The sequence below is a fragment of the Bifidobacterium sp. ESL0775 genome (assembly GCF_029395475.1).
In the GTDB taxonomy this organism is placed as follows: domain Bacteria; phylum Actinomycetota; class Actinomycetes; order Actinomycetales; family Bifidobacteriaceae; genus Bifidobacterium.
Genome location: NZ_CP113917.1, coordinates 1,195,890 through 1,214,722, shown reverse-complemented (window position 1 = coordinate 1,214,722; position 18,833 = coordinate 1,195,890). Strand labels below are relative to the sequence as shown.

Annotated in this window: 21 protein-coding genes; 2 read left to right on the top strand and 19 right to left on the bottom strand. The window is 59.1% G+C overall.

Annotation, left to right across the window (positions count from 1 at the left end):
- Positions 1–16 precede the first annotated feature (16 nt).
- On the top strand, positions 17–2,755 hold the full coding sequence (locus OZX73_RS04380) for a DEAD/DEAH box helicase (protein WP_277147903.1): 2,739 nt from the start codon (positions 17–19) through the stop codon (positions 2,753–2,755).
- An 85-nt stretch (positions 2,756–2,840) separates the two neighbouring features.
- Positions 2,841–3,188 carry an RNA polymerase-binding protein RbpA gene (locus OZX73_RS04375; RefSeq protein ID WP_277147901.1) on the top strand — a complete coding sequence of 116 codons (348 nt, stop codon included), beginning with the start codon at positions 2,841–2,843 and terminating at the stop codon, positions 3,186–3,188.
- A gap of 432 nt (positions 3,189–3,620) precedes the next feature.
- Here the strand turns inward: OZX73_RS04375 and OZX73_RS04370 are convergent, their stop codons facing one another.
- The 19 genes from OZX73_RS04370 to rpsB form a co-directional block, all read right to left on the bottom strand.
- Positions 3,621–3,998 (bottom strand): hypothetical protein, encoded by a 378-nt coding sequence (locus OZX73_RS04370; RefSeq protein WP_277147899.1) that lies wholly within the window; start codon positions 3,996–3,998, stop codon positions 3,621–3,623.
- A gap of 92 nt (positions 3,999–4,090) precedes the next feature.
- Complete coding sequence (locus OZX73_RS04365; RefSeq protein ID WP_277147897.1) at positions 4,091–4,774, bottom strand: MerR family transcriptional regulator; 684 nt, start codon at positions 4,772–4,774, stop codon at positions 4,091–4,093.
- Between the two features lie 64 nt (positions 4,775–4,838).
- Positions 4,839–5,279, bottom strand: coding sequence for an FHA domain-containing protein (locus OZX73_RS04360; RefSeq protein WP_277147895.1), 441 nt, complete (start codon positions 5,277–5,279; stop codon positions 4,839–4,841).
- Positions 5,280–5,283: 4 nt separating this feature from the next.
- The gene (locus OZX73_RS04355; RefSeq protein WP_277147893.1) at positions 5,284–6,099 is read right to left on the bottom strand and encodes a DUF881 domain-containing protein; all 816 of its coding nucleotides are present in this window, start codon (positions 6,097–6,099) and stop codon (positions 5,284–5,286) included.
- Positions 6,100–6,105: 6 nt separating this feature from the next.
- Positions 6,106–6,438 carry a small basic family protein gene (locus OZX73_RS04350; RefSeq protein WP_277144945.1) on the bottom strand — a complete coding sequence of 111 codons (333 nt, stop codon included), beginning with the start codon at positions 6,436–6,438 and terminating at the stop codon, positions 6,106–6,108.
- The gene (locus tag OZX73_RS04345) at positions 6,438–7,385 is read right to left on the bottom strand and encodes a DUF881 domain-containing protein (RefSeq protein ID WP_348519448.1); all 948 of its coding nucleotides are present in this window, start codon (positions 7,383–7,385) and stop codon (positions 6,438–6,440) included. Before OZX73_RS04345 ends, OZX73_RS04350 begins: the two co-directional genes overlap by 1 nt.
- Before the next feature lie 32 nt (positions 7,386–7,417).
- A complete protein-coding gene (locus OZX73_RS04340) occupies positions 7,418–8,026 on the bottom strand; it encodes a CDP-alcohol phosphatidyltransferase family protein (RefSeq protein WP_277147889.1) in 609 nt (202 codons plus the stop codon).
- A 9-nt stretch (positions 8,027–8,035) separates the two neighbouring features.
- On the bottom strand, positions 8,036–8,887 hold the full coding sequence (hisG, locus tag OZX73_RS04335; protein ID WP_277147887.1) for an ATP phosphoribosyltransferase: 852 nt from the start codon (positions 8,885–8,887) through the stop codon (positions 8,036–8,038).
- A gap of 72 nt (positions 8,888–8,959) precedes the next feature.
- Complete coding sequence (locus OZX73_RS04330) at positions 8,960–9,223, bottom strand: phosphoribosyl-ATP diphosphatase (RefSeq protein ID WP_277150926.1); 264 nt, start codon at positions 9,221–9,223, stop codon at positions 8,960–8,962.
- 47 nt (positions 9,224–9,270) lie between these two features.
- Positions 9,271–9,936 (bottom strand): ribulose-phosphate 3-epimerase, encoded by a 666-nt coding sequence (gene rpe, locus OZX73_RS04325; RefSeq protein ID WP_277147885.1) that lies wholly within the window; start codon positions 9,934–9,936, stop codon positions 9,271–9,273.
- A gap of 145 nt (positions 9,937–10,081) precedes the next feature.
- Positions 10,082–11,050: a prolipoprotein diacylglyceryl transferase gene (lgt, locus tag OZX73_RS04320; RefSeq protein ID WP_277150925.1), complete on the bottom strand. Its 969-nt coding sequence runs from the start codon at positions 11,048–11,050 to the stop codon at positions 10,082–10,084.
- 106 nt (positions 11,051–11,156) lie between these two features.
- Complete coding sequence (gene hisI / locus OZX73_RS04315; RefSeq protein ID WP_277147883.1) at positions 11,157–11,576, bottom strand: phosphoribosyl-AMP cyclohydrolase; 420 nt, start codon at positions 11,574–11,576, stop codon at positions 11,157–11,159.
- A 132-nt stretch (positions 11,577–11,708) separates the two neighbouring features.
- Positions 11,709–12,497: an imidazole glycerol phosphate synthase subunit HisF gene (gene hisF / locus OZX73_RS04310; RefSeq protein WP_277147881.1), complete on the bottom strand. Its 789-nt coding sequence runs from the start codon at positions 12,495–12,497 to the stop codon at positions 11,709–11,711.
- Between the two features lie 181 nt (positions 12,498–12,678).
- Entirely contained in the window at positions 12,679–13,905 is a 1,227-nt protein-coding gene (rlmN, locus tag OZX73_RS04305; RefSeq protein ID WP_277147879.1) for a 23S rRNA (adenine(2503)-C(2))-methyltransferase RlmN, read from the bottom strand.
- Positions 13,906–14,012: 107 nt separating this feature from the next.
- Complete coding sequence (locus OZX73_RS04300) at positions 14,013–14,999, bottom strand: phosphatidate cytidylyltransferase (RefSeq protein WP_277147877.1); 987 nt, start codon at positions 14,997–14,999, stop codon at positions 14,013–14,015.
- A gap of 81 nt (positions 15,000–15,080) precedes the next feature.
- Positions 15,081–15,635: a ribosome recycling factor gene (gene frr / locus OZX73_RS04295; RefSeq protein WP_277147875.1), complete on the bottom strand. Its 555-nt coding sequence runs from the start codon at positions 15,633–15,635 to the stop codon at positions 15,081–15,083.
- 106 nt (positions 15,636–15,741) lie between these two features.
- Positions 15,742–16,491 (bottom strand): UMP kinase, encoded by a 750-nt coding sequence (pyrH, locus tag OZX73_RS04290; protein WP_277147873.1) that lies wholly within the window; start codon positions 16,489–16,491, stop codon positions 15,742–15,744.
- 281 nt (positions 16,492–16,772) lie between these two features.
- Positions 16,773–17,624, bottom strand: a complete 852-nt coding sequence (gene tsf / locus OZX73_RS04285; protein WP_277147871.1) for a translation elongation factor Ts — start codon at positions 17,622–17,624, stop codon at positions 16,773–16,775.
- Between the two features lie 96 nt (positions 17,625–17,720).
- Positions 17,721–18,578, bottom strand: coding sequence for a 30S ribosomal protein S2 (gene rpsB / locus OZX73_RS04280; RefSeq protein ID WP_277147869.1), 858 nt, complete (start codon positions 18,576–18,578; stop codon positions 17,721–17,723).
- Positions 18,579–18,833: the final 255 nt, after the last annotated feature.

The following is an 18,833-nucleotide window of genomic DNA, read 5'->3' as shown; positions in this document are numbered from 1 at the left end:
CGACAGTTTCACTTTCATGAGTCATTCACATCATTACCGCCACAAAAAGCATCAAGCTCTCGATTCGGAGGACCTCGACCGTTCAGTCCACGAAGAACCGGCCGACGAGCAGCCATTGTCGCCGTCGCAGCGCTACGCGGTGTTCAAAAAACACAGCTCCTATGAGCGTTCCGAGGCCGCGCGATTCGCGAGGACATTGCCGTTCGAGCTCGATCCCTTCCAAATAGAGGCCAACGAGGCACTTGAGGCGGGAAAGAACGTTCTGGTCGCGGCGCCCACGGGTGCGGGAAAGACCATCGTCGCCGATTTCGCCATGCACCTGGCGCAGGAGAAGAACGTCAAGGCGTTCTACACCACACCGATCAAGGCGCTGAGCAACCAGAAATACCATGACCTGGTCAACCTGTATGGCGCCGATCACGTCGGTTTGCTGACCGGGGACACCTCCATCAACTCGGAGGCGAATCTCGTGGTGATGACCACCGAAGTGCTGCGCAACATGCTTTACGAGAGATCCGAAACGCTGCGCGCCCTGCGCTACGTGATCCTCGATGAGGTGCATTATCTGGCCGACAAGTTCCGCGGGCCGGTGTGGGAAGAGGTCATCATCCATCTGCCGAAGACGATGAAGATCGTCGGTCTTTCGGCGACGGTCTCGAACGTGGAGGATTTTTGCTCGTGGATTGAATCCGTGCGCGGCGCCACCAAGCTGGTCGTCTCGGAGAAGCGTCCGGTGCCGCTCGAGCAGCACGTGATGGTCCAGTCCGACGAGAACCACGAACCAGAGCTGTTCGACCTGTACCGGCACAGCAAGGACGGCGTGCAGACCGACAAGCTCAACGCCAAACTCGTCGACCGCCTCGACCAGCTCGATCGAAAGGCCGCCTCAAAGGCACACGAAGAGCGCCGTGGCGGCAGAAACCGGCATCGCAGGGGAGCGGAGAACCGACACAGGACAGGCCAGGTGCGCCGTTACACACCACGTCGCTGGGCCGTGGTCGATGAGCTGAACTTCATGGGCCTTCTGCCGGGCATCTACTTCATCTTCTCGCGGAACGGCTGCGACGAGGCGGTCGAGCAGTGCCTGCGGGCAGGCCTGGAACTGACCACCAAGGACGAGGTGAAGCGTATCCGTGCCATCGTCGATGAGATGGTCGAAGGCGAGCTCGACCACGCCGACCTCAAGGCGTTGGGCTTTGCGCGTTTCCGTTATGCGCTCGAGGAAGGCTTCGCGCCTCACCACGCGGGCATGGTGGCGCTTTTCCGGCAGATTGTCGAACGGCTTTTCGAAGAGGGCCTGGTCAAGATGGTCTTCGCCACTGAGACGCTGGCCTTGGGCATCAACATGCCGGCCCGTTGCGTGGTCATCGAGAAACTCGAGAAATTCAACGGCGTCGACCATGTCACCCTGACTCCCGGCGAATACACCCAGCTCACCGGACGCGCCGGCAGGCGCGGCATCGATACCATCGGACACGCCGTCATCGTCGATCACCGCGACTTCGTTCCGGCCACCGCCGCCTCGCTTTCCAGCAAACGCGTCTATCCGCTGCATTCGAGCTTCAAGCCGACGTTCAACATGGCCGTCAACCTGCTCAACTCCAGCAGCTACACCACCGCCCGCGACACGCTCGACCATTCGTTCGCCCAATGGGAGGCCAACGAGTCGGCCGAGGAGCTGGTTTCCCGCATTCACACCTTGGAGCATGCGGTCGAGGGATACGAAAAGGCGTTCAAGTGCTCGCAAGGTGATTTCAAGGAATTCATGACCCTGCGCCAGCGTCTTTCCTACCTGCAGAAGGATGAGCGGCGGCATTTGAAGCGCCGGAACTTCAACAGTGACCAAGAACGCACCAAGGCGTTCCTCACGTTGGACCGGCAGATTGAGCAACTGAAGGCGCAGGAAAGCGACCACCCCTGCAAGTCATGCCCGGACTTTCAGAACCACCTCAAGTGGGGTCACCGCTGGTTGCGTGAGTCCAAGGAACTGCGGCGCATCAAAGGCCGTTACGAATCCCGTACCGGTTCCGTAGCACGGCAATTCGACCAGATCTGCAACGTCCTTTCATCACTGGGCTATCTCAAGGAAACGAACGATGATAGCCATCAGATTGAAGCCGCTAACGACACCAAACAAAACGCCAACAGCGTCGATAAGGCCATGGATCCAACTGTTTCCGACACTCCAGAGACCGAATCGCAAGAGCATGGCCGCGACTACCAACTCACGTTGCGTGGCCAATTGCTGAGGCATCTTTACAGCGAGTACGATCTTGTGCTCTCTGAGGCCATCACCGACGGATTCCTCGACGGGCTGGAGCCAGAGGAACTCGCCGCGGCGTTGTCATCGTTGGTGTACCAGGCACGCAGGGGAGGGGACAGCGAGCCACGCCGCTACCCCGGTGGTCCAGGTGGCCCCATCGCGCAGGCTTGCAGCGGATTGAGAGAGGTCTTCGCCGATGTGGAGATGATGCGCGAGGACGCCGATCTGGACGAGTTGGAGCCGCTTGACTTCGGTCTGGTCGATGTGATGTATGACTGGGCCAGGGGAGAGGACCTCGCTCAAATCCTGCATGGCACCGAGCTGACTGGCGGCGATTTCGTGCGCAACGCCAAACGCCTTTCCGACATCCTCCAGCAGATCGCCTCGGCAGGGCCGTACTACGACAACGATGACCCTCATCTGGCCGAGGCTGCCAGGAAGGCGAACCAGCTCATCAACCGTGGCATCGTGGCGTATTCCGGCGTGGACTGACGTTCGCCATGGCCCGAGTCCGGGAATAATCCAATCGTCCGAACTGTTCTGTACTTTAGAAATAGATAATTGACAAGGAGAATGTATGGCGGAACGCAGCCTGCGCGGTATGAGTATCGGAGCCAAATCACTCGAATCCGATGAAAATGTTGATTTTGCGGCAAGGACCGATGTGACGTACGTATGCCCGAAAGGCCATCGTACGATTCTTCCGTTCGCCGAAGGCGCCGAGGTTCCTGCGGAATGGGAATGCCGTTGCGGCGAGGTCGCCAAGCGCGACGATGCCGATCCGGACGAGATCGACGAGATCAAGAAGCCGACACGTACGCATTGGGACATGCTTATGGAACGCCGCACTGAAGACGAGCTCAAGGAACTGCTTGACAAACGCTTGAAGATGCATCGCGAAGGCTGGTTCCCGGATTACGAGTGAGTTGATTTTGCGCTCGGTTCGATTGAACAAATAATTTTCGAACGGTGACTGCTTGAATGATCAAGTGGTCACCGTTTTTTGTATTTGGATTTGTGTGCGTGTCTCTTAGAATCGCGATGAGAAAAGTTTGAAAATTCGTGAACCGAAATATCGTGTGAAAATGTTGGGCGATGTTGCTGGAAGTCATTCAGAACAATGGAATACAAATAGAGCAGAAACTCAGCTGGCACGTAACTGGTTAATGGTAATGGTAAATCCGATAATGTACGTTATGTCAGATTTCAAAGAAATCTGACATAACGTCGTCACGTTATATACCCAAGCTGCGCCTGGCTTACATAACGTGACGCAACCCCACCACCAGTACGTTTCCAGCGTCTCGCGGTTATATACCAAGCTTCACTTGCTTACATAACCGCTCGCGTAACACTTCTACTGTTTAGTTACGTGATGATGGTTGGACAGAACATCGTCGACGATGTCACGTTGGGCACGCCTGGCTTGCAGGAACATCAGGACCAGCTCGGCGACGAAGAAAACGCCTAGGACGATGGCTGATGGAATGCCTAGCGACGCGTACCAGTGACGCGTCGAGACTTGGATCTGGGCTCTGTTGAGCTTGTAGACGGCGTATGGCGCACAGCACAGGATCAACGAGAACACATGCATAAGGATGACGGACCATGGCACGGTCTTGACTGGCCTATGGTCGCTTTTCTTGCGCAACGCGCCTTTGACGATGCAGATCGCACAGATCGCCACCGCCCACAGCAGAGCGAAAATCCAAAGGAATCCGGGCATCAAGGCCATCTGTTCTCCGATCGAAAAAGAAACTTTCAAAATACTCTCACGAAATATTGTAAAATGACAGTTCTAGATAATAATCAACGTACAAACAGTAATCAATGCTGCAGCTGGCGTTCGAGACGTTGGGCCTCGAGCTTCTCGCGCATTCTGGCGGCGGCGATATCGTCGATGGGCGAGATGGGCAATGCGGAGGCCGTCTCGGACGTAGGCGTCACGTCGACGTATTTCTCGTTCTCCAGGTCCTGTTCGACCTGGTGCCACAACTTCCCCACCGAAACCGCGAACACGGCCGTGCCCTGGTCGATCAATCTCAACACCTCGTCGCCGCTCTCGCATTCCTTGACATCCTGGCCGTCGCAGATGATGGTCATGTGCTCGAGTTCAGCAGTCTTGTGGCGCGAGAGGAAAGCGATGGCCGCGGTGACGTTCTGCAGGTTGACGCCCGTGTCCAGCAGTTTCTTGGAAACGGCGAGGATGAGGACGTCCTTGAAGGAGTAAAGCCTACGCGAGCCAGACCCATGCGAGGGCGTGATGGAGGGGACGACGATCTGCTTGCGCGCCCAGTAATCGAGCTGGCGGTAGGTGATGCCGGCCACCTTCGAGGCAACAGTCCCACGATAGCCTCTCGTCACATCCTCGTCACCGGTTTCGGAGAACAACTCCCCCTGCACCAGATCGACCGACTGAACGGATCCGCGCGACGAATTATGCGTCTGAGCAACGGAATCAGGCAAGGAACCAGCGGCGGATGACGCCATGTGATTGACGTTCGTTGCCATGTTCCTCCCATCCATCATCAACGTGAGTTCGATTATCGAGTTCTCAAGTACCTCAGCGCGAACTTCACTTCACGGGCGCGGCGTTCGGTGCGAAGAACACGAGACGGAACTTCCCTATCATGATCTCGTCACCGTTGTGGAGCGTCGCGCGATCGACGCGCTGGCGGTTGACATACGTGCCGTTAAGGCTGCCGGCATCGACCACCTCGAAAGTGTCGCCAACACGACGAAACACCGCGTGGGCACGGGAGACCGTGGAATCGTCCAGCAGGATGTCCGCATGAGGGTCGCGGCCGACGCTGACCTCGTCCTCATCGAGCAGGTAACGCGAGCCGGACACCGCTCCCCTGGTGGAAATCAGCAACGCCGAACCCGGCGAAAGCTTGGTGATGGTGTCGAGGTCCTCCTGCGTCAGCGGACGGTCTCCAGCGGAGGTGACAGGGATATTGACAGCGGGCAGGCCGATAATGGTCGTCTCTCCCGCGCTTGGAATCGGATTAGTCATGGTTCTATTCTACCGTTTTCGCGTACTGATATTGTCCAACGTCGCGAGTCTCGCTGATATCTACACTATCCGAGGGTGTCACGGTGACGTCGGCGCCGAATTTCACCTTGAACCGCGAGCCGACGCCGCCCGCGATGTTGACGGCGTTCTGCAGGTTCTGCGGGTCGCCGATGGCCTTGACGGTATACGGGGTCTTGAGCTTCTGCCCGTCGCATTCCAGGCCCTTTTTCGTGTCGGTGACGTAGGTGGAGGTGACCACGCGCACGTTGTCCAAGGCCATGACTTCGACGCCGGCGTTGCGCAGCTCCTCCAGCAACTGGAACATGGTCGCGGCGTCGATGTTCTCCTTGGAGCCCTGCGAGATGGTGATGATGACGCCCTTACCTTCGGCCGGCAACCTGCCGGAGAGAATGCCGCTGGTGTCCTCGTTCTCCTTGGCGATGCGCTGGGCCTCCTGCTGCTTGTCCGCGGCGGCCTTGAGCGAGTTGAGCTGGCCGGTGAGCTCGGTCTTGCGCTGCTGGAGGTTCTGGACCTGTGTACTCGTCTCGCTGATGAGCCGGGTGAGTTCCTCCTCGCTCATCGTCTCATAGCTCGAGGTCTTGTTGTTGAGCTGGATGGCATAACCAAAGCCGAGAAACGCGCACAGAAACACGATGAGCAGGCTGGTCATGAGCCGCGAGGCGATGCCTCCCCCGATTTGGCGTGGCGGTTTTTTCCTGACCACGGGGAAGGAACCGGTGTCGGTCCGGTCGTTCTCCTTATCCTGCGCATGCTGGATGTGCATGCGGTTCAGGATGTCATGCGTCTTGTTGTGTTCCATGGTCCATCAGCCCTTGAAAATGAACCGGCGTATAGCGGAAACGTTGGAGAAGATTCGTATGCCGAGCACGACGATGACGGCGGTTTGCAGCTGGGAGCCGACGCCGAGCTGGTTGCCGAGCAAGACGAGCAGGGTCGCCGTCAGGACGTTGGAGATGAAGGAGATGACGAAGACCTTGTCGGAGAACGAGCGCTCAAAATACGCCCTCGCCGCACCCAACAAGGCGTCCAAGGCAGCCACCACCATGATGGGCAAATAGGGTTGCAGGACGATGGGAATGTCCGGCTTCACGAAGATGCCGATGATGACCCCGATGATCAAACCAAGCACTGCCGCCATCATTTGCTCCTTTTCGCATAGGTCACGTTCGCGGCCTCCGCAGCGTCCAATTTCAACGAATGGGATTTCGAGATCTGCGGGTTGATGCCCGCCGCGTTGAGCGAACGGTACAGTTCGGGTTGCGAGCCGCTGCCCATCTGGTCCGCCAGGTCCTTCGGATTCCCTATCGCCTCTATCTTATAGGGACTGGCCACCTGGTTCACCCCGATGAGGATGGTCTGGCCGGCGGTGCGCACGGAGGTCGACACGCCGATGCGGTATCCGTTAATTGAGATCGCCTCGGCGCCGGCTTTCCAGAGCAACAGCACGATGTCCTGCAGGTCGGAGTCGGTGACCACACGGATATGGCTGCTGGCATTGCCATCCCGTGGACCAAGGCCACCGTTCTTGCCTGCTGAGGCGATAGGGTCGGCCACGGTCATGACGATGCCGGGGCCTTTGACCTTGAGCGCACCGTTGGCCATTTCGTCTTGTTGAAGCACCGGGTCATCGGTGGTGTCCGGCATGGAATCGGCTTTTTTCACCACTTGACTGTGCAAATCCGTCACTTGCGTGGTGAGCTTGTTGAGGCTCGTGTTCTGTTGCTGCAATTCGGAGACGAGGCTCGCGCGCACCTGTTTGCGCGGGTCCGTATTGAGCTGGCGGACGAAGACGCTGCCGATCGAGCCCACGGCCACGCAGATGATGAACACGATGACGCGTGTGAACCACACCGAGAATGTGGAACGTGGTTTCTGCTGGGTGAGCAACGCATCGGAGAACAGCGGGTCGAGCGGGCGGTTGGTCAGGTCGTCGATCAACCGGAGACTATCGTCATCGACCTTACGATGCCGGCGACGCGCCAGGACCTGCTCATCTTCCTCGACGTCGGCATGCCACGGGCCCAGACCGGCCACGGCCTTGGAAAAGACCGCGCGGCGCTTGCTGGGCAGTTCATCGACTCCCACGGCAAAGGACAGTGGCTCCCGCTCGAAGTTCGTCATCGCTTGCCCGTGTCATGGCGTATCAATGTGACGCCTTGGCGAATGTAGATGTAACCAGCCAGCCAGTAAAGAACGATGCCCCAGATGCCCGCAGCCAGCGCGGCCAGGTGAAGGATCTGAGTGAAGGTGTTGTTCCACAAATCGGCGAAGATGAGCGCAGTGATGGAGATCATCAATAACGCAGTTCCCGCTTTGCCCACGAAATGGACCGGCAACGGGCCGTAATCATGCTGGGCGAGGACGAAGATCAATATGAGCAGGATCAGGTCGCGCAACCCCACGATGAAGAGCATCCACCAAGGAATGATGCCCGCCCAGCCCAGCGCGAGGATGCTGCAGAAAATGAGCAGCCGGTCGGCGATCGGGTCGAGGATCTGGCCGAGCTTGCTGACTTGGTTCCACTTCCTGGCGATGATGCCATCCAGACCGTCGCTGGCCGCCGAAATCGCTAGGACAATCAACGCCGCGACCATCTTGTGCTGAGCCGTCAACCACGAGATGAAGGGGATGGAGATGATGCGCAACAGACTGATGAGGTTCGGGACCGTCAGATAGATGTCCCGGGCGTCCGGGCTGTAACGGGAGGCATTCAGTGGAAGTTTCATGACCGCGTTTCAGATTCTCGAAGCCTGCAGGGCCGTGACGATGATGGCGCGGGCACCCACATCGTAGAGCCTGTCCATCGTCTGATTCACCTTCTCGCGTTCCACCATCGCGCGCACCGCGCACCACTGCTGGTCGTGCAAGGGCGAGATGGTCGGGCTTTCCAGCCCTGGCGTCAGGGCCGCGGCGGCACCAACTTTGCTGACCGGCACATCGTAGTCCATCATGACATAGCGTCGTGCGGTGAGCACGCCTTCCAGCCGTCGCTTGAAGATGACGAGTTGTTTGTCGTCCTTGGAAACGTGCTGCGAGCGGATGAGGATGGCTTCGGAATGGAGGATGGGGTCACCGAAGATTCGCAGGCCAGCGTTACGCAACGTGGTTCCGGTGGAGACGACATCGGCGATGAGGTCGGCGACTCCGAGCTGGACCGAGGATTCGACGGCGCCATCCAAGTGGGTGATGTCGGCGTGAAGGCCGTGCGCGGCCAGGTAATCGCGGACAAGCTTGTCGAAGGAGCTGGCGATGCGTTTGCCGTCGACGTCCTCGAGCTTGGTGATCGCCGAGTCCTTGGGGGCGGCGAAACGGAACGTCGAGGCGCCGAAACCGAGCGGGAGGTCCTCGGTGGCGGTGGTGTCGGTGTTGAGCAGCATGTCACGGCCGGTGATGCCGACGTCGATGGCGCCTTGGCCCACGTAGATGGCGATGTCCAATGGACGCAGATAGAACAGCTCGACGTCGTTTTCGTGGTCCTCGACCACCAATTGGCGTGGCTGGGTGCGCAGCTGGTACCCGGCTTCCTTCAACAGGCTCCATGCAGGTTCGGAAAGCATGCCCTTGTTGGGCACGGCAATTCTCAACATTCTCTTTCCTCCTTCGCTTCTGGCTTCTCGCATCTGCCATTTCACAGGCAAGCGCTTCTCAATGGCTCAGGGTCACAGGTTCTTGTAGATGTCCTCGAGGCTGATGCCATGCTTGATCATCATCACCTGGATATGGTAGATGAGCTGGCTCATCTCCTCGGCGGTGCGGTCCGCGCCCTCGTATTCGGCGGCGATCCAGGTCTCCCCCGCTTCCTCGTTGATCTTCTTGCCGATGAAATGGGTGCCCTTGTCGAGCTCATCGACCGTCTTCGATCCGGCAGGCCTGGTCTCGGCCTTTTCGCTCAGTTCCTTGAACAGTGATTCGAATGTCTTCATCTTCATGCTCCGTTGTCCTGCCGCGCTTCAGTCGCGGCATATTGCGCTTACGCCCGGTATGCGGCTTCGGCCTTGGCACGGATGTCGTCGATTGCCTTGGCACGGTCATCGGCGCCGTACACGGCCGAACCGGCGACCAAAACGTCCGCCCCGGCCTCCGCGACGATGTGCGCGGTCGTAGGGCTGACGCCGCCATCGACCTGGATGTGGGTATTGAGCCCGCGGCGGGTGATTTCATCACGCAGACGGCGCACCTTGGCCATCTGGTTGTCGAGGAACTTCTGGCCGCCGAAACCGGGCTCCACGGTCATGATCAGGATCATGTCGAACTCGTCGAGGATGTCGAAGATCGGCTCGACCGGCTCCGCGGGGCGCACGGCGAAGCAGGCCTTGCAGCCCATGTCGTGCAGCTGGCGCGCCAGGCGCACCGGGGCATGGACGGCGCCCATGTGGAAGCTCACGGAAGCGGCGCCGAGCTTGGCGTATTCCGGGGCCCAACGGTCCGGGTCCTCGATCATCAGATGGACGTCGACCGGCAGATTCGTCACCTCGCAGATGCGCTTGACGACAGGCTCGCCGAGGGTGAGGTTGGGAACGAAATGGTGGTCCATCACATCGACGTGGACCAGGTCCGCATGGTCGATGGCCTTGAGGTCACGTTCGAGATTGCAGAAATCAGCTGAAAGAATGCTTGGTGCGATTTGAATGCTCATAGTGTTCTATCCTATGCGGGGCGAAAGACTTGAAAGCGACGGATACCAACGGATATGCGGCGATTTCGGTGAATCTAGACAAAAATAAATCAAATGACTCATCACACGAACAGCCCGACACGCATCAGTCAAGGAATGATGCGTGTCACTTGTCGTCCTTGGCCTTTTTCTCCTCGTCGGCGGCGGCGCGTTCCTCGACCTCGGTCAAGGTGCGCAACCGCTCGGACAAAGCGATGGTGGGGCTTCCCAACCGTTGGATGACCACGAACGCCACAGCGCCCAGGACGAAGACGACCATCGAGACCCACACGTTGACGCGCACGCCGAGAATCTCGTGCGCGAAGTCGATGCGCAACGCCTCGATCCAGGTGCGGCCGGCCGTGTACCACATCACATACATGGCGAAAAGGCTGCCGGCCTTGAGGCGGTCCATGGCCTTGTGGCCGATCCAGATGATGAGCGCGGCGCCGATGAGGTTCCAGATCATCTCGTAAAGGAACGTGGGCTGGAAAAGCGTGCCGGTCGGGCAGGTCTCGCCGTCGTAGCACTGTTCGCCGTGGCCGATGGCCGAGCCGGTCATGTTGAGTTTCAAGCCCCAAGGCAGGTTGGTGGGGGCGCCGTAAAGCTCCTGGTTGAACCAATTGCCGAGTCTGCCCACGGCTTGGGCCACAAGAAGCGCCGGAGCCACCGAGTCCGCCAGCAGCGCCATCGGGTAATGCTTGTGGCGGCACCATGCCCATGCGGCCAGCGCGCCGAACAGGACGCCGCCCCAGATGCCGAGGCCGCCGTTCCAGATCCGCAGTATCTCCATCGGGTCGCCGTTCGGGCCGAAGAACCGTTCGGGGGTGGTCACCACATGGTAGAGCCGCGCGCCGATGATGCCGGCTGGCACCGCGCACAGGGTGATGTCGAGGATCTGGTCGAAATTGCCGCCCAGCTTCTTCCAGCGCTTGTTGGTGATCCACACGGCCAGCACGATGCCCAGGAGGATGCACAAGGCGTAGAAGCGTATCTGGATCGGGCCGATGCCCCAGTTGCCGATGGACAGGCGCGGGATGACGATCTTGGAAATGGTCGGGGAAGGAATGTAGGCCAACACTCGCGCTTGCTGCATGTTCAAAATAGATCCTGGTGTCATGGCTCCTCAACAACGTGTCGATGATTATGTATCCGCCGTCATCTTAGCGCGGCGTCACAACTGTGGGTTCTGCTTTTATCTTTTATCGGCACACGTCGTATTTGGCGTCTTCGGGTTTGCGCTCGCCGATTACCACGGGGACATGGCCGCCCTCGTCGAAGCAGGAACGCGCCCCGGTGTGGCAGGCGGCGCCGACCTGGTCGACTTCGACCAGCAACGCGTCACCGTCGCAATCCAGCGAAAGGGCCTTGACATATTGCACATGCCCTGAGGTGTCCCCTTTGCGCCAATATTCCTGACGGGAGCGCGACCAGAAGGTGACGCGACCGGTGGTGAGTGTTCGGCGCAGCGCCTCGTCGTTCATATAGCCGACCATCAGCACCTGCTTGGAATCATATTGCTGGATGACCGCCGCCACCAGCCCCTTGTCGTCACGCTTCAGGCGCTTGGCGAGCCGTGGGTCCAAAGTGGTGCTGTTGTCGTATTCAATCCGCTGTTCCATGTCAATGTCCTTAGTGTCCGTTCATCTCAAACGTTGCGTTTCGTATATCTCGGCATGCAGTCATTGCATAAACTCGTAATGCAATTCAAGCGCTATGCGGCAGTCCGACCGCATATTTTCGCCGATTGCCATCTATCTGGCCGGTGCCGGTTCCCGAACCGTGATGCCGTGCTCCTTCATCGTCTGCTTGACTTGGGCGATGGTCATCTTGCCGTAATGGAACACCGAGGCGGCGAGCACCGCGTCGGCCCCGGCCTCGACGGCCGGTGGAAAGTCCTCGAGCTTGCCTGCCCCGCCGCTGGCGATCAGCGGGATGTTGACCACCTTGCGCATGGCCTTGAGCATCTCGATGTCAAAACCGTCTCCGGTGCCGTCCGCATCCATGGAGTTAAGGAGGATCTCACCTACGCCGAGTTCCTGCGCACGTTGCGCCCACCAAAGGGCATCGATGCCGGTGGAATGACGGCCGCCCATGGTGGTGACCTCATAACCGGATTTGGTGTGCTGCTCCCCTTTTTCACGCCGGGCGTCGACGGAAAGCACCAGCACCTGGTTGCCGAAACGCTCGGCGACCTGGCTGATGAGCTCGGGGTTGTTGATGGCGGCGGTGTTGACGCTGACCTTGTCGGCGCCACTGCGCAGCAAGGCGTCCACATCGCCGACCGTGCGGACTCCACCGCCAACCGTCAAGGGGATGAAAATCTGGCCGGCCGTGCGGGTGACCACATCCATCATGGTCTGCCGATGGCTGCTGGAAGCCGTGACGTCGAGGAACGTCAGCTCGTCGGCGCCCTCATCGTAATAACGTCCCGCAAGCTCCACCGGGTCGCCGGCGTCGCGCAGGTTCTCGAAATGCACGCCTTTGACCACGCGTCCATCGTCCACATCCAGACATGGAATGACTCGTACCGCCAATGACATAAGGCAACTCCCACTCAACAGTAGATATCTTCATAAAGACTAATTCATCGCCGGGAACTGGGAACACGGCGTCTCAAAACACCGCATAACGGAATCAAATCAGGTTTCCGCCGCAATCAACCACTCTTCGATATCCGTTTGAACACCATAAGTTTTGGCGGACTCGAATACCTGTTGGCGCCTACGCCCGGATGTTCTTGGCGGCCAATTGGCCACAGGCACCGTCGATATCCGAGCCACGCGTGTCTCTCAACGTCGCCGTGATGCCGGCACTGTGGAGGATGTCGAGGAAACGCTCTTCATCCTCGGGTTTCGAGGCGGTCCATTTCGAGCCCTCAATCGGGTTCAGCGGAATCGGGTTGACATGCACCCAATTGTCGCCGTAATGGTTCAGGCGGTGGGCCAGTTGGCGGGCGTGCTCGGCCTGGTCGTTGATGCCGCGCATGAGCGCGTATTCGATGCTCACGCGACGGTGGCTGGCCAGGTAGTAATCATGCGCCGCATCGAGCACCTGCTCGGAGTTGAAGCGTCGGTTCATGGGCACCAGCTCGTCGCGCAGCTTGTCGTTCGGCGCGTGCAAGGAGACGGCGAGGCGAACGGGGATGCCTTCCTGGGTCAGCTTTTTGATACCAGGAACCACACCTACGGTGGAAACCGTGATGTTTCGCGCGGAGATGCCGAAGCCCTCTGGCGGCATGGCGCTGATCTGCCGGACCGCTGAGAGCACGGACTTGTAGTTGCCCATGGGCTCGCCCTCCCCCATGAAGACGACGTTGCTCAGGCGCCCGGGTCCTCCGGCGACCCCACCCTCCGCCATCGTTTTGGCGGCGACACGCACCTGCTCAAGGATCTCGGCGGTCGAAAGGTTGCGTGTGAGCCCGAGCTGGCCGGTGGCGCAGAACGGGCAGCCCATGCCGCAACCCACCTGGCTCGAGATACAGAGCGTCGCTCTGTTCGGATAACGCATGAGCACCGATTCGATGTGTGAGCCGTCGAAGAGCTCCCACAGCGTCTTGATGGTGGTGCCGTTGTCGGCGACCTGGTGGGTCACCTCGGTGATCAAGGTCGGGAAGAACACCCGCTGCGCATCTTCGCGTTTCGCCGCCGGAAAATCCGTGAAGGTGGAGACGTCGTTGTTGAAATGCTCGAAATAGTGGTTGCCGAGCTGTTTGACCCTGAATTTCGGCATGCCGAGGCGTTTGGCGGTCTCGATGCGCTCTTCGTCGCCCATGTCGGCAAAATGCAACGGTGGTTTGCCACGGCGCGCATGGTTCTTGGCCAGGACGTCCCGGAACGCCCCCGAGTCTCCCCCACTGGTCACTCCGGATTCGACGGTTTGAGCGGGAACGGAAGAAGCGCTTGCCGATTCGGGAAGCGCTGGATTATCTCTTGCAACATCATTCATCATTATCATCATTCAATAGTCCGGATACGTTTACTTATCTATATCCAGCACACTGCAATCTTATATAGCAAATGAGATTTCAATTCTCAGCCACAAAGACTTGCGGTCGATTACATGCCAGTCACCCAGAGCAGCACGGTGAAGAACGGCGCGCAGAGCAAAATGGAATCCACACGGTCGATGACCCCGCCGTGCCCTTTAAGCAAATGGCCCATGTCCTTCAACCCCATGTCACGTTTGAGCATAGAGGCGCACAGGTCTCCGAACGTGCCGATGACGCCGACCATCACACCGGTGAGGATCGGAACCCACCAGCGCGTCGACCAAAGGTCCGGATAGGTGATGGCAAAGATCACGAAGGCGCCGGCCATGGCGAAGAGGATGGACCCGCAAAGCCCCTCGACGGATTTCTTGGGCGAGATGCGTGGTGAGAGTTTGTGCTTGCCTAGGAACGCGCCGAAGAAAAGCCCACCGGTGTCCGAAAGAGCGGGCAGGAAGACCACCATGATGGCATGGGCGACAGGATGACCGTTGAAGGTCTCCGGGAGAATGATGCATGAGGCCAGCACCAGAATGTAAAGAACCAGAAACACCGACACGGACACGTTGTCGATGCTGCTTTCGCCGGTCTTGCTATTGGCCGCGGAAGACACGGAGGATTTCTCGACATTCTGCGCCGCGGCGAGCTTGCCTTCGATGGCGCCGGCCAGCCGCTTGCCCACATTGTGGCGCACATTGGCCGCTATGGCCACGGCCACCGCGGAGATTGTGATGCCGACTCCTGCAGCCAGTACATGGTTGGGAACGTAATACACGGAAAGCAATGTTCCGGCGCAACACAGCCACAGCACCACCAACGGGATATAGAGATGGACCGTGGCAAACGAGACATGCAGCTCGCGAAGCGCCAGAACAAGGAAAACGGCGATCAGCCAGATATACAGATCGATTCTCAAGAGCAGACACGCGACGATGAGGGCGATCAGGAACACGGCGGTGGCGACGGCCTGGGGCATGTTGCGCCCGGTCTTCTTGTTGATGTCGTTGAGCGCCGCGCTCACCTCGTCGCCCGCCTCGTGCCGTTGTTCCTTGCCCATTGCCTTCTCTTTCGCGTCCATTCCGGTATTCCCAACGCGCTTTGCAAGCAGTCCACATGCAAAGACGCGCGAAACCCCGAATCAGACCTCCATGATCTCCTTCTCCTTGGCTTCAAGAAGCTGGTCAATGGTCTCGCTGGTCTCCTTGGTGACCTTCTCAAGGTCCTTCTGCAGGCGGTCGCCCTGGTCTTCGCCCATGTCGCCGTCCTTAACGGACTTGTCGATGGCTTCCTTGGCCTTGCGGCGGATGTTGCGCACCGCGACCTTGCCGTCCTCGGCTTTGCCCTTGGCGAGCTTGACGTATTCCTTGCGGCGGTCCTCGGTCAGTTCCGGCATGGTCAGGTGGATGACGTTGCCGTCACGGCGGGTGCTGCCACCGAGGTCGGAATCACGGATGGCTTTCTCAACCGCGTTGGCCTGCGAGCCATCGAACGGGGTGATGGAAAGCGTGCGCGGCTCGGGAACGCCGATGGAGGCGACGTTCTTGATCGGCGTCGGGGCGCCGTAATAGTCGACGAGCAGGCCGTTCAGCAACGCCGGGTTGGCGCGGCCGGTGCGGATGCCGGAGAAGTTCTCCTTGGTGGCCTCAACGGACTTCTTCATCTGTTCCTTGGCTTGTTCTACGGGGTTTGCCATTGTTTTCTCCTTTTACGATTCGTGGTGCGAATCTGTTGTTACGTTGCATCGGTCTCAGCCGATTTGTGTATTCGTTCAATGCATTCCGTACGGGATGATCGATGGGTTATTCGATGATTTCCGACTCCAGATTGGAAACAAGGGTGCCGATGGGCTCGCCGACCAAGGCCTTGGTGACATTGCCGGGTTCTTCCAAACCAAACACGCGGATATGCTGGTCGTTCTCGCGGGCCATGGAAAGCGCCGCCGCGTCCATGACGGCGAGGTTGTCGACCAACGCACGCTGGTAGCTCAGGGTCTTGAAACGCTTGGCGGTTTCATCCTTGCGGGGATCGGCGGTGTAGATGCCGTCCACGCCGTTCTTGCCCATCAGCACGGCCTCGCAGTGAATCTCCAGCGAACGCTGGATGGAGACGGTGTCGGTGGAGAAATACGGCATGCCCGCGCCGGCGCCGAAGATGACGACGCGACCTTTTTCAAGATGACGGATGGCCTTCAACGGGATGTATGGCTCAGCAACCTGGCCCATCGTGATGGCAGTCTGCACGCGCGTGGCCTGGCCCTCCTGCTCGAGGAAGTCCTGCAAGGCGAGGCAGTTCATGACGGTGCCGAGCATGCCCATGTAGTCGCCACGGCTGCGTTCGATGCCGGCCTGCTGGAGTTCGGCGCCACGGAAGAAGTTGCCGCCACCGACGACGATGGCGACCTCGACACCTTGTTCGACGGCTTTGTGGATTTCCTGCGCGATGCGGCGAATCACCGCCGTGTCGATGCCGATATGGCCTCCGCCGAAAGCCTCACCTGAAAGTTTCAGCAGCACCCGTCGGGCTGTATCGTCCTTGCCATCTTTAGTCATCAGCGGCCTCTCTATCGTTCATTGGCGGCATATTACTGAGTTACAGGTTATCTGTTCACAACGACAGCAACCCGTCCGAAGCACCCATTGAAACCTGTGATCCAAACTTTGCGCTTGTGTCTTTAGCAAGCCGGTTTCGGGGATTCAAAGGTCATAAGAGTTCGTTCAATCCCCAGGAATCGAACGGCGCCTAAGGAATCCAAACAAAAAATGTTGGCCGGCACCTTTTACGGGTGCCGGCCAACATTCATTCAACGATAGTAACTATCGAAAAGAGAAACTCACTTCTCGTCGCCCTTGCCGACCTCAACGCGAGCGAAGGCGAGCAGCTCGCCGCCAGCCTGCTTGAAGAGGTCGCCGACGGACTTGGAGGTGTCCTTGACATATTCCTGCTCAAGAAGCACATTCTCCTTATAGAAGGCGTTCATACGGCCTTCCACGATCTTGGGGATGATCTTCTCGGGCTTGCCCTCGGCCTGGGACTTCTCGGTGGCCACGCGACGCTCGGATTCGACCACATCGGCCGGAACATCCTCGCGCTTGAGCCACTTGGCTCCCATCGCGGAAATCTGCAGGGCCGCTTCGTGAGCGACGGCCGCGCCCTTCTCGTCGGTGGCGACGATGGCGACGATGCTCGGCGGCATCTCCGCGGACTTCTTGTGCGCGTAGATCTCGACCTTGGGGCCTTCGACCTTGGCGACCTGGCCGACCTTGACGTGCTCACCGAACAGGGCCGCCGCCTCTTCGACGGTCTCCTTGACGGTGCCGTCGTCGGACTTGGCCGCGAGCACCTCGTCGGCGTTCGATGCGCCGGCCTTGATGGCGTCATCGAGCACACCGTCGGCGAATGCGACGAACTTCGGGGTCTTGGCCACGAAGTCGGTCTCGGAATTGAGCTCGACGGCATAGCCGGCCTGGCCATTGGCGGTGTCGACCACGCGGGAGGCGATGGTGCCCTCTTGGGCGGTGCGGCCCTCGCGCTTGCCTGCGGCCTGGATGCCCTTGGCGCGGATGATTTCCTTGGCGCGAGCCACGTCGCCTTCAGCCTCGGTGAGCGCCTTCTTGACGTCCATCATGCCGGCGCCGGTGTCTTCGCGAACCTGCTTGATCAAAGCTGCTGTAATTGCTGCCATGTATATCTCCTTGAAAATGTTAATTGCGAATCAATGCACCAAAGGCGGCGCGGAAGCCAGAAGTTTCCGACACCGCCTTTTGCACGTAATGTGTAATCAGGCCTTGGCCTCTTCGACCTTGGTTTCCTCAACCTTGGCCTCAGCGGGGCTGGTCTCGGCGGTGGCCGTTGCATCCTCGGCAGGCTTCTCGTTGTCCTTGAGCAAGTCCTTCTCCCAAGCGGCCATCGGCTGCTCGGACTTGTCCTCGGTCTTCTCGGCCTTGCCGCTGCGCTCAAGCAGGCCGTCGGCGACGGCGTCGGCCATAAGCGAAGTCAGCAGCTCGATGCCGCGGATGGCGTCATCGTTGGCCGGAATCGGATAGTCCACGAGGTCGGGATCGGTGTTGGTGTCGACAATAGCGACGACCGGGATGCTCAGCTTGTGAGCTTCCTCAACGGCCAGCGCTTCCTTGTTGATGTCGACGACGAACATGGCCGAAGGCGTACGGGTCATGTTGCGGATGCCGCCAAGCTGCTTGGCGAGCTTGTTCTTCTCGCGCTGCAGGAGCAGGAGCTCCTTCTTCGTCAGGCCGGAGCCGTGGACGTCGGTGAAGTCCATCTCTTCCAGTTCCTTCAGGCGTGCGACGCGCTTGGAGACGGTCTGGAAGTTGGTGAGCATGCCGCCGAGCCAACGCTCAGAGACATAGGGCATGTTGACGCGGGTGGCCTGGGTGGCGATGGCTTCCTGGGCCTGCTTCTTCGTGCCGACGAAGAGGACGGTGCCGTTGTGGGCCACGGTCTGCTTGATGAAATCGTAGGCCTTGTCGATCAGGTCGAGCGACTTGAAGAGATTGATGATGTGGATGCCGTTGCGCTCCATCAGGATGTACTGCTTCATCTTGGGGTTCCAGCGACGGGTCTGATGGCCGAAGTGCAGTCCTGCCTTCAGCATTTCGCTCATAGTAATCTGAGCCATGATAATGCTACCTTTCAGTCGGTTATTGCCTGGCCATGCGGGTCTGCGTGCGACGCCTCGCCCGAAAGCGAATCCATCGACCGACACAGTCCGTCACGTGCATAGCGCGAATTCGTGTGCTTGATTGACAATATTCGTTGGATTCCTCGGCAACGTGACCGCTCCGGAATCCGTGAAACACACTGTCCTTTAAAATAGCACAAACGCGGTATAAAAGGCGGCGCTTCGGTATCCGCGTAATGCAGCGGCATGGTC